8 protein-coding genes and 1 pseudogene are annotated in these 10930 nt (G+C 64.5%); all 9 read left to right on the forward strand.

All coding sequences use genetic code 11. The features are described 5' to 3' along the window. Positions 1–210: 210 nt before the first annotated feature. The 9 genes and pseudogenes from pilM (at position 211) to nrfD (ending at position 10927) form a co-directional block, all read left to right on the forward strand. Positions 211–843: a pilus assembly protein PilM gene (gene pilM, locus O3301_RS13690; protein WP_305056616.1), complete on the forward strand. Its 633-nt coding sequence runs from the start codon at positions 211–213 to the stop codon at positions 841–843. Next, on the forward strand, positions 840–1388 hold the full coding sequence (locus O3301_RS13695; protein WP_305056617.1) for a PilN domain-containing protein: 549 nt from the start codon (positions 840–842) through the stop codon (positions 1386–1388). Before pilM ends, O3301_RS13695 begins: the two co-directional genes overlap by 4 nt. Before the next feature lie 15 nt (positions 1389–1403). After that, positions 1404–2435, forward strand: a complete 1032-nt coding sequence (locus tag O3301_RS13700) for a pilus assembly protein PilP (protein WP_305056618.1) — start codon at positions 1404–1406, stop codon at positions 2433–2435. Positions 2436–2527: 92 nt separating this feature from the next. Next, positions 2528–3853, forward strand: a pseudogene (locus tag O3301_RS13705) (type IV pilus secretin PilQ); the annotation flags it as partial. A 55-nt stretch (positions 3854–3908) separates the two neighbouring features. Then, positions 3909–6146, forward strand: a complete 2238-nt coding sequence (locus O3301_RS13710; protein WP_305056619.1) for an Ig-like domain-containing protein — start codon at positions 3909–3911, stop codon at positions 6144–6146. A 39-nt stretch (positions 6147–6185) separates the two neighbouring features. Beyond that, positions 6186–7805 carry a bifunctional shikimate kinase/3-dehydroquinate synthase AroKB gene (gene aroKB, locus O3301_RS13715; RefSeq protein WP_251349708.1) on the forward strand — a complete coding sequence of 540 codons (1620 nt, stop codon included), beginning with the start codon at positions 6186–6188 and terminating at the stop codon, positions 7803–7805. A 1-nt stretch (position 7806) separates the two neighbouring features. Then, positions 7807–8955 carry a deoxyguanosinetriphosphate triphosphohydrolase gene (locus tag O3301_RS13720; protein WP_305056620.1) on the forward strand — a complete coding sequence of 383 codons (1149 nt, stop codon included), beginning with the start codon at positions 7807–7809 and terminating at the stop codon, positions 8953–8955. Positions 8956–9100: 145 nt separating this feature from the next. Next, positions 9101–9811: a sulfate reduction electron transfer complex DsrMKJOP subunit DsrO gene (dsrO, locus tag O3301_RS13725; RefSeq protein WP_077398882.1), complete on the forward strand. Its 711-nt coding sequence runs from the start codon at positions 9101–9103 to the stop codon at positions 9809–9811. A 3-nt stretch (positions 9812–9814) separates the two neighbouring features. Further along, positions 9815–10927, forward strand: coding sequence for an NrfD/PsrC family molybdoenzyme membrane anchor subunit (nrfD, locus tag O3301_RS13730; protein WP_305056621.1), 1113 nt, complete (start codon positions 9815–9817; stop codon positions 10925–10927). Positions 10928–10930 lie beyond the last annotated feature (3 nt).

Below are 10930 nucleotides of genomic sequence, written 5' to 3' on the forward strand. Positions count from 1 at the left end.
CGAAACTTGCCGATACTCTATATAAGCGTGTATTGGCCCGCTGGCAACCAGGATTTGGTAACAATTATTCTGCGCCAGATCACGGCCCGGCCAGATAGGTGTCGCGCGCCGCAGACTCCGGCCTGAAATCCATTTACAAGCCGGCGCCGCCGGGACTAGGCTGTCGGATGGCAGGAACCTCTCCCACGCTGACGTTTCTCTATGAAAAACATGTCCATCAGCAATTTTCTTGGCATCGGCTTGCTGGGCGTCGACATCGCGGACGATGCCGTGCGCGTGGTCGAGTTGAGGCGCCGGCGGGGAAGATTGTCGTGCCGGCATTGCGGCGCCGCCGCGCTGACGCCCGGCGTGATACTGGAAGGCAATGTCGAGGACACGGAGGGCCTGGCCGATGCCTTGCGCCAGGCCCTCCGCGACAGTGGCAGCGCCTGCACGCGGGTGGCGCTGGCCATGCCGGCCACGGCCCTGATCACGCATGCGATCCGCCTGCCCGCCGGATTGCCGGAGGAACAGCTGGAAATCCTCGTGGAACTGGAAGCGGCCCAATACATGCCGTTTGTGCTGGAAGACGCCAGCCTGGATTTTTTCATACTCGGCCCCGCGCCGCCGCTGGCTGGCGCAACAGGCAAGGAGGTCGACGTGCTGCTGGTGGCGGCGCGGCGCGCCAGCGTACAGCGCCGTCTCGATGCGGCCACGGCGGCGGGCTTGCAGGCCGTCGTCATGGATAGCGAGGCAATGGCCATGCAGGCGGCGCTCGCGCAGGGTGGGTGGCAAGCCCTGCCAGACGGTGGCGTGGCCTACCAGTTGGCCTGGGGCCTGGCCCTGCACCGGTACGCCCGATGACGGTCCGGGCGCAAGTGCAGCGCATCAACCTGTTGCCGTATCGCCCCGCGGCACGGCGCAGGCGTATTCAGTTGCTGCTGTGGCAACTAGCGGGCGGGGTGCTGCTGGGATTGCTGCTGGCCCTGGCGACGGGCGCCTGGCTACGGTACCAGCTCGACGCGCAACTGCGCCGCCAGGAGGGTTGGCGTAGTGCCATGCAGCAAGTCGATGCCGTGCTTGTCGTTGGCCAGCGGGTGCAGGGCGAGACGGCCGCGCTGCTGCTGCGCCAGCAAGCCATGGGCAGTTTGCAACAGCAACGCAATGCCTGGGTGCGCATGCTGGACGCGCTGGCGCGGGCGATGCCGGCTGGCGTAGCCTTGCACAGTGTGCGCCAGGAAACGGCGATGGTGCGCTTGCAGGGGCAGGCTGCGTCGCAGGACAAGGTCGCGGCATTGCTGCTGGGGCTAGAACAGGCGGCGCCCTGGTCCCGGCCGGAATTGGTGGAAGTGCGCGGCGCGGCCGATGGCGCCGTGGAATGGACGGTACGGCTGGCTTTGGCACCCTAGTCCTGGAGGTTGATCATGCTGAGCTTGAAGATCGCGTCGCTGTGGCCGCTACCCGCGCGCCTCGCTTGCGCCGCCCTGGCCGCCACGCTGGCGGCGGCCCTGCTGCACCTTGCGTGGCTGGATGGACTGTTTGCGGCCATGCAGGCGGGGCAAGGCGAGGAGGTCCGCTTGCGCGCCGCGTATCAGTCGGCGCAAGCCAGGGCGCAGCAGTTGCCGCATTGGCGCGCACAGCAGCGCCAGGCCGGCGCCGAGCTGGCCTTGCTGGAACAGCAGTTGCCCGACCAGCAGGCGATGGCGCTGCTGTTGACGCAGATCAATGCCGCAGGCCAGTCGCGCGGGCTGCAATTTTCCCTGTTCAAGCCCGGTGCGGCCCAGCCGCAAGCGCCGTATGTCGCCTTGCCGATCGCCATACAGTTGCGCGGCGGCTACCACGCCATGGGCGCGCTGCTGGCGGATCTGGCGCGCCTGCCGCGCATCGTCACGGTGCATGGGCTGGCCTTGACCCTCGGCAAGGATCGTCTGCTGACCCTCGATGCCGTGCTGCACGCGTATCGCTTGCCTGCAGCGGGGGAGCGGGCCCCGCAAGAGGCCTTGGCGCCCAAGGCGGGCGCAGCCGCTGCGGCATGGCGTCCGCTTGCCGCTGTCGCGCCGCAGCCGTACGCGGCCGCCGCCCTGGCCGATCCTTTTGGCGCCTTGCCGTCGGCCGGCGCGCCGGGGCAGCGGGGCGCCGTGGCGGGGCCCGATCCGCGGCGCGTGCGCGAACCGCTGGAAAGCGTGGCCTTGCCGGCCATCAGCATGGTCGGCAGCGTGCAACAGGATGGGCGCCTGAGCGCGCTGCTGCTGGCGGGTCAGCGCGTGTACCGGGTAGCGGTGGGCCAGTATCTGGGGCAAGACCACGGCGTGGTGACGGATATCAGTGAACAGGCGCTGCAGTACCGTGAACTGCTGCGCGAGGCGGGTGGTCCCTGGCGCGAGCGGCGCGGCAGCCTGGCCTTGCAGGCGGCGGGGGCGGCTGCGAAGGCCAGCCTGCCCGAGGCGGTGCCATGAGGCCGCGCCGCATGCTGCTGGCCGCCATGCTGTGTCTGCACGCCAGCAGCCTTGCCCAGGAAGCCGTGGTGCACGTGTCGGCGCCGCGTTTGTATGCCGGCGAGAAAATCTCCGTCGACTTCCAGAACGTAGGCGTGCGCGCGGCCCTGCACATCCTGGCCGATGCGTCGGGGCAAAATATCGTCGCCAGCGACAGCGTGGCGGGCAACGTGACCTTGCGTCTGCGCGACTTGCCGTGGGACCAGGCGCTCGACGTGCTGCTGCAGGCGAAAGGACTGGACATGCGGCGCAATGGCAACGTGCTGTGGATCGCGCCGCGCGAGGAAATGCTGGCGCGCGAAAAGCTGGAGCTCGAAACGCGCGCGCAGATCGCCGAACTGGAACCCTTGCAGTCAGCCATCTTCCAGCTCAATTACCAGAAGGCCGAAGCGTTCCGCACGGTGTTCGGCCTGGACGCGGGAGAAGGGCGCAGCCGCCTGCTGTCGCGCCGTGGCAGCGTGCTGATCGAGCCGCGCACGAATCAGCTGTTCGTCACCGACGTGCCGGCGCGCCTGGAACAGATCCGTCAACTGATCGCCAAGACAGATATTGCCACGCGGCAGGTGATGATCGAGGCGCGCATCGTCGAGGCGAATGACAGTTTCAGCCGCAACCTGGGCGCGCGCCTGGGTTTTACGGACCAGCGCCTGGCGGCGGGCCAGGTGCCCGGCTTTTCCCTGGGCGGCAGCGGGCGCCGCGCGGCCATCGGCGGCAGTTACCAGGGCGTGGGCGAGGCGACGGGGCAAACGGTGGCCGGCGCCGGCGCCTTCGTGCCGAACACGCAGTTTGTCAACTTGCCGGCCGCCAGTATCAATGGCTTGCAGCCGGCCAGTTTCGCCCTGAGCCTGTTTTCGGCGGCCGCCAACCGTTTTCTGAACCTGGAATTGTCCGCACTGGAAGCGGACGGCAGGGGCAAGATCATTTCCAGCCCCCGCGTGGTGACGGCCGACAAGGTGCTGGCGCTGATCGAACAGGGCATCGAGCTGCCGTACCAGGTGGCCACCAGCAGCGGCGCCACGTCGATCACCTTCCGCAAGGCGAATCTGCGCCTGGAAGTGACGCCGCAGATCACGCCGGACGGCAACGTGGTGCTGGAAGTGGATGTCAACAAGGATAGCGTGGGCCAGGAAACCCGCTCCGGCTTCGCCATCGACACCAAGCACGTGCGCACGCAAGTGATGGTGGAAGATGGCGGCACGGTGGTACTGGGCGGCATTTATCAGCAATCCGAGCGGGGCACGGACAGCAAGGTGCCGCTGCTGGGCGACATCCCCGTACTTGGTGTTTTTTTCCGCAGCACGGGCCGCAGTCAAGAAAAAACCGAACTGATGGTGTTTATTACGCCGAAAATAGTGGCAGATCGGCCAGCAACACGTTAATGTCACATCTTTACGTTTAAGTAACAATGCAAACGAAAGCGGACTGATGGCGACTATGCGGAATGTATCTTGGAGCAACACTTATTGGAGTCGGGTATCGAATTGGCTGGTCTTGCTGGCGCTGGGCGCCTTGCTGGCCGCCTGTGGCGGCGGTGGCGGTGATCCGACCCTGGGCGTCAAGGATGGCGCGAATGCCGGCGTTGGCAGTGTGGTATTGGTTGCTGGCGCAACAACGATTGTTGCCTCGGGCGCGGATGGCACGGAAGTCGTACTGACTGCCGTGGTAAAAAATCCTGGTAATAATGCCATGACAGGCCAGACGGTGACCTTCACTGCCAGTTCCGGCACCATCAGCAATACCAACCGCGTGACGGATGCCAATGGCACGGTGACGGAAAAACTCAGCGTGAAAGGCGATGCGAGCTTGCGCGACATTACCATCAAGGCCAGCAGCGGCGGTGTTGAATCGGCCCCCGTGGTGGTGAAAGTGGTGCCCGTCACCTCCGGCATTGCCAGCTTGCTGCTGACCTCTTCCGGTGGCACCCTCGCTTCATCGGGCGGTACCGCCGTCAACATGATCGCCTTTGTCAAGGATGCCAACAATGCCATTGTGCCCAATGCCAGCGTGACGTTCAGCGCCGACTCGGGCGCGCTGGGCGCGACCAAGGTCAATACCAATGCGCTGGGACAGGCGCAGGTCAGCCTGAATACGGGGGGCGATGCCAGCTTGCGCACGATCAAGGTCACGGCCAGCGCAGGCGCGCAAACGGCCAGCACGGACATCGGCGTCAGCGGCACCCGGCTGGTCATCAATGCCTTTTCGACGGTGAACCTGAAGACGAGCACCGACATGGTGGTCAAGCTGGTCGATTCGAGCGGCAATCCCCTCGTCGGCAAGCCGGTGACCTTTAGCGCCCGCAGCAATGCCCTCACGGTCAAGGGCGGCGGCGCCAGTCCCGCACTGACCGACAACAACGGCCAGTTGGTGTTGAGCTACAATGCCCAGGTGGGCAGCAGCGACAGCATCAGCGTCAAGGCGCAGGGGGATAGCGTCGTGTTGCCAATTGCAATTAATGCATCAAATTTCACGATCAATGCCGTGTCGGGTAGCAATGTTGCGTTGAGCACCTTGAACACGAACACCTGCTATGCGGTGACGGTGCATAGCGATGTGGCGGGCGTGCCACAAACGGGCAATGTGCGTTTCAGTACATCGCGCGGCGCCATCTATCAGGATGCCGCCTGCGGCACGCCATTGCAGGCGCCGCTGGCGCTGGTGGGAGGCAATGCCATCGCCTACGTACAGGCCAGCGGCGCCGGCCTGACCGCCCTGACGGCGAAGTACGAAGGCAGCGGCGCCTTGGTGCAGTCGGAAGTGGAGTTCGTTGCGCCATTGACGGCCCAGGCCACGATCAGCTTGCAAGCCGACCCGGCAGTCATCGGCGCCAATACGGTCGGCAGCACGGCGCAGCGCAGCGCCTTGCGCGCCGTCGTACGCGATGGCTCGGTGGAAAACAACCTGGTCAAGAATGCACAGGTGAGCTTCTCGATCCAGGCCGACGCCAGCAATGGTTCCCTGAGTTCGCCTTCGCTGGTCACCACTGACAGCGATGGCGTGGCCACGGTCAGCTACATCGCGGGGCAGGGGACTACCGGTGTCGATGGCGTCGTTGTCAAGGCGCAACTGCAGGGCGTATCGAGCAATGCCGCCGCGGTCAAGCTGACGGTGACGAAGAAATCGCTGTTCATCAGCGCCGGCAGCGGCAATGCGCTTGACGCCTCCGACAGCAGCACCTATCGCAAGACGTATAGCGTGTTTGTGACGGACGCCGCCGGTAACCCCGTGCCGGACGTGATCATCACGGCCGCTGCCTGGCCCCGCTATTATTACAAAGGCTATCTGCAATATTCCCAGATTGCCGAGTCGTGGATAGTCGTGAGGACAGCGAACGCCTGTGACAATGAAGACCGGGACCGCAGCGGCACCTTCAATCCGAATAACGACTTCAACCTCAATGGCCGTCTCGACCCGGGCATTCCGCTCAATCTGTCGACCGGTGGCAAGACCGACAGCTCGGGAACGGCGATCGTTACCCTGACTTATCCGCGCGACAGGGCCAACTGGCTGGACGTCGAATTGACGATTCGTGGCAATAGTTCCGGGACGGAGGCAACTTATGTCGGTTACACTTTGCTTCCGGGGCTGGCTACGGACTTTAACCGCGTGGATGTTTCACCTCCAGGCGTCCTGAGTCCGTATGGGCAAGCCACTGATTGTCGTAATCCAAATTAACTGTCGCAGCACATGCAAAATCTGTTTTTAGTAGGCCTCATGGGCGCAGGCAAAACCACGATCGGGCGCATCCTGGCCCGCAAGCTGGGCTTGCGCTTTGTCGATTCCGACCACGAGATCGAGGCACGCACGGGAGCGACCATCCCGTGGATCTTTGAAATCGAGGGCGAGGCCAGCTTTCGCCGGCGCGAGGCCGAAGTCATCCGCGACCTGAGCGCCCAGGAAGGCATCGTCATGGCCACCGGCGGCGGGGCCATCCTCAACGCCGACAGTCGCGCCTACCTGAAGGAGCGGGGCACGGTCGTCTACCTGCGCGCCAGCGTCAGCAACATCCTTGCGCGTACCAGCCATGACAAGAACCGCCCCCTGCTGCAGACGGCCGACCCGCGCCGCAAGCTGGAGGAATTGACGTCCCAGCGCGAGCCCCATTACATGGAAGTGGCCGACATTGTGATCGACACGGGCCGTCCTAACGTACAATCGATGGTTCAGACCATCCTGATGCAGCTGGCCAGCCTCGAATGCGAGGCCTCGCCCAATTGCGTCATTCATGCAGAGCCTTCGATGAACGAGCAATCCAAAATGTTGTTGAGCGTAGACCTCGACGAGCGCAGTTATCCGATCGCCATCGGTCCCGGCCTGCTGGCCGACGCCGATGCGCTGCTGCGCCATATCAGCGGCCACAAGGTGGCCATCGTCACCAATACCACTGTCGCGCCCCTGTATCTGGGCCGCCTGCAAGCGGCGCTGGCCAGCGATGGCCGCGAAGTGATCAGCATCGTCCTGCCGGACGGCGAAGAATATAAAAACTGGGCCAGCCTGATGCAGATCTTCGACGCGCTGCTGGCCAATAAATGCGACCGCAAGACCACCCTGGTGGCCCTGGGCGGCGGCGTGATCGGCGACCTGACCGGCTATGCGGCGGCCAGCTACATGCGCGGCATCGGTTTCGTGCAAGTGCCCACCACCTTGCTGGCGCAGGTCGATTCCTCCGTCGGCGGCAAGACGGGCATCAACCACCCGCTGGGCAAGAACATGATCGGCGCCTTCTACCAGCCGCGCGCCGTGATCGCCGACACCTCGACCCTGGAAACCCTGCCGGCGCGCGAGCTGTCGGCGGGCCTGGCCGAAGTGATCAAGCATGGCGCCATCATCGATGCGGCATTTTTCGACTGGATCGAGGCGAACATGGCCAAGCTGATGGCGCGCGACAAGGGTGCGCTGGCTTACGCGATCGCCCGCTCGTGCGAAATCAAGGCCGACGTGGTGCGCCAGGACGAGCGCGAAGGCGGCTTGCGCGCCATTCTGAACTTCGGCCACACCTTTGGCCACGCCATCGAGGCGGGCCTCGGTTACGGCCACTGGCTGCACGGCGAAGCCGTCGGCTGCGGCATGGTGATGGCGGCCGACCTGTCGTGCCGCATGGGCTATATCGACCAGGCGGCCGTCGAGCGCGTGCGCGCGCTGGTCGCCGCCGCCGGCCTGCCGGTGAAGGCGCCGGACCTCGGTGTCGAGCGCTGGCTGGAGCTGATGGAAGTGGACAAGAAGAACGAGGGCGGCGCCATCAAGTTCATCCTGTTGAAACCCTTGGGAAGCCCGAACATCACGTCCGCGCCGCACGAACTGGTGCTGGCCACCCTGGCCGCCGGAGTGCAATAACATGCTGCCAGAAGACTTCCTCGCCCCGTATGCGGCCCACTCGGCACAGGGGCAGGGACGTCGCTTTGCCGAGGCGCCGCACGCCTCGCGCAGCCACTTCCAGCGCGACCGCGACCGCATCATCCATTCCTCGGCCTTCCGCCGCCTCGAATACAAGACCCAGGTGTTCCTCAATCACGAGGGCGACCTGTTCCGCACGCGTTTGACGCACAGCCTGGAAGTGGCGCAGGTGGGGCGCTCGATTGCGCGCAACCTGCGCCTGAACGAAGACCTGGTGGAAGCCATCGCGCTCGCGCATGACCTGGGCCATACGCCGTTTGGCCACGTGGGCCAGGACGTGCTCAACGAGTGCATGCAGGCGCACGGCGGCTTCGAGCACAACCTGCAAAGCCTGCGCGTGGTCGACACCTTGGAAGAGCATTACGGTGCCTTCGATGGCTTGAACCTGATGTTCGAGACGCGCGAAGGCATATTGAAACACTGCTCCCTGGCGCATGCGCGCGAACTCGGTCCCGTCGCCCAGCGCTTCATCGACCGCACGCAACCGACCCTGGAAGCGCAGCTGACGAACCTGGCCGATGAAATCGCCTACAACAGCCACGATATCGATGACGGCCTGCGTTCCGGCCTGATCACCATCGCCCAGCTGGAAGAGGTGGAATTCTTCGGTCGCCTGTGGCGCGAGGTGCAGCAGGCGTTCCCCGGCCTGTCGGGCCGGCGCGCCATCTACGAAACCCTGCGCCGCCTGATCACGGCCCTGGCCGACGATCTGATCGTCACGTCGACGTCCCTGATTGCGGACGCCGCTCCCCGCGACGTCAGCGAAGTGCGCGCCAGTCCTCCGCTGATCCGTTTTTCGGACGCCATGCGCAAGGATGCGACGGAGCTCAAGCGCTTTTTGCGCGCAAACCTGTACCGCCACTACCAGGTCAACCGCATGCGCGTGAAGGCCAGCCGCATCGTGCGCGAACTGTATGACAGCTTCATGGACGAACCGGCCCTGCTGCCGCCCGACTATCAGCTTATTGGCCATGACAGGGATGGCACTGTCACGCAGCAGGCGCGCAAGATCGCCGACTACATCGCCGGCATGACGGACCGCTACGCGATTCGCGAGCATCGCCGGCTGTATTCGCTCGACGAGTTGTAAGGCCATTACCCCCTTTCCTCTCCCCTGTCAATTGGCATGATCATCTAGGTCCCCACCCGATCACCCCAATACCCCCGTAACGCCTTCTTTTCTATCATGGCAGCAAGTCAACAAGGGCTTGCCGCCCATAGTCAAGGAGAGTGTCATGATTGAATCGCGCCGCAGTTTCTTGCGCGCCTTGCCAGCCGTAACCATCGGGGCGGCCATCGCGCCGCTGCCAGGCAAGGCGGCCACCAAGGGCGAAGGCGGCCAGCGCTGGGCGATGGTGGTCGATGTGCAGAAATGCATCGGCTGCCAGGCTTGCACGGTCTCCTGCATCATGGAAAACGCCGTGCCGGAAAACAGCTTCCGCACTGTCGTCTCGACCTATGAAGTCAAGGAAGAGAACCGCTGCGGCACCTACATGCTGCCGCGCCTGTGCAACCACTGCGCCAATCCCCCCTGCATACCCGTCTGTCCCGTGGGCGCCACGTTCCAGCGCAAGGACGGCGTCGTCGTCGTCGATGGCGACCGCTGCGTGGGCTGCGCCTACTGCGTGCAAGCCTGCCCGTACGATGCGCGCTTCATCAACCACGAAACGGGCAAGGCCGACAAATGCACGTTCTGCGCGCACAGGGTCGACGAAGGCTTGCTGCCAGCCTGTGTGGAAACCTGCGTGGGCGGCGCGCGCATCTTCGGCGACTTGAATGACCCGGACAGCGTGGTGCACCAGTTGCTGACCGAGAACAAGGTGAAGGTGCTGAAACCCGAGCAGGGCACCCAGCCCCACGTGTTTTACCTGGGACTGGACACGCGCTTCGCCGGCCACGTCGAGGGCGAAGCGACTCTTTGGCAACCGAGCAAACACGGGAAATAAACCATGGACAGCCACATCACCGAAATTCTCAACGTCACGCGCGAAGCGGCATGGCTGCCGTGGGCGGTGCAGTATTTTTTCCTCATCGGCCTCAGTTATGGCAGTTTCATGCTGACCCTGCCGTATTTCGTCTTCGGCCGCAAGGCGTATGAACGCCTGGGACGCATCGCACTGCTGGCATCCCTCGTGTGCGGCATGACGGCGCCCGTGGCGCTGCTGGCCGATTTGCACGGGCCGGGCCGCTTCTATCACTTCTACATTTATTTCCAGCCGCAGTCGTGGATGTCGTGGGGTTCGTTCTTCATTCCCCTGTACCTGGGCTGTTTGATGCTGTACGCGTGGCTGGCGCTGCGCGTGGATTTCGCCACGCGGGGACAGGGCCAGGACCGCCTGGCCTTCGCCTACCGTTTGCTGGGGCGCGGCGGCGCCGCATCCTTGCGGGGCATTCGCGTCGCGGCCGCCTTCACCTTGCTGGCCGCCTTCGTCGTGGGCCTGTACACGGGCATGGAAGTGATGGTGGTGCGTGCCCGTCCCCTGTGGTTCACGCCTTTCCTTCCGGCGCAATTTGCCGCCACGGCCTTTGTCGGGGCCGTGGGCCTGGCGCTGCTGTTCAACCGCTTCCTGCCGGGTCGCGACCAGGCCCTGGAAGTGTCCTTGAACCGCGCGCTGGCCCTGTCGCTGGCGCTGGTGCTGGCACTGGGCGGCGGCTGGCTGTTCGTCAGTCTCTCCGGCGTGAGCGCCAGCCACAGCATGGCCTTTACGCAGGTGGCGGGTATGCCGCAATGGCAGTTCACGGCCGTCTGGGCCGTGCTGTCGGCCATCGTGCCGATGGCGCTGGCCATCTGGCGTCCGGCCACGAGTGGCCTGGCCAATGGCCTGATCGCGCTGCATAGCGCCTGGATGATGCGCTGGACGATTTTTATCGGCGGCCAGACGATTCCGAAGACGGGCGCAGGCCTGTACGACTACCACCTGCCGATGGGGAACGATGGCTTGCTGGGCATTATTGGCACGGCCGGCCTGTGGATCGCGCTGCTGTTGCTGATGCTGGAATTTTTGCCATGGGCGGGACGCGTCGTCGCTGGTCGCAGCCGTCCCGTCATGGCCACGCACTGAGGA

It is taken from the genome of Janthinobacterium sp. SUN211 (genome assembly GCF_030587315.1).
GTDB lineage: Bacteria > Pseudomonadota > Gammaproteobacteria > Burkholderiales > Burkholderiaceae_D > Janthinobacterium > Janthinobacterium kumbetense.

Excerpts from the sequence above, each read along its gene's own strand:
- pilM (WP_305056616.1), top strand. The coding sequence starts at position 211 with ATGTCCATCAGCAATTTTCTTGGCATCGGCTTGCTGGGCGTCGACATC.
- O3301_RS13695 (WP_305056617.1), top strand. The coding sequence starts at position 840 with ATGACGGTCCGGGCGCAAGTGCAGCGCATCAACCTGTTGCCGTATCGC.
- O3301_RS13700 (WP_305056618.1), top strand. The coding sequence starts at position 1,404 with ATGCTGAGCTTGAAGATCGCGTCGCTGTGGCCGCTACCCGCGCGCCTC.
- O3301_RS13710 (WP_305056619.1), top strand. The coding sequence starts at position 3,909 with ATGCGGAATGTATCTTGGAGCAACACTTATTGGAGTCGGGTATCGAAT.
- aroKB (WP_251349708.1), top strand. The coding sequence starts at position 6,186 with ATGGGCGCAGGCAAAACCACGATCGGGCGCATCCTGGCCCGCAAGCTG.
- O3301_RS13720 (WP_305056620.1), top strand. The coding sequence starts at position 7,807 with ATGCTGCCAGAAGACTTCCTCGCCCCGTATGCGGCCCACTCGGCACAG.
- dsrO (WP_077398882.1), top strand. The coding sequence starts at position 9,101 with ATGATTGAATCGCGCCGCAGTTTCTTGCGCGCCTTGCCAGCCGTAACC.
- nrfD (WP_305056621.1), top strand. The coding sequence starts at position 9,815 with ATGGACAGCCACATCACCGAAATTCTCAACGTCACGCGCGAAGCGGCA.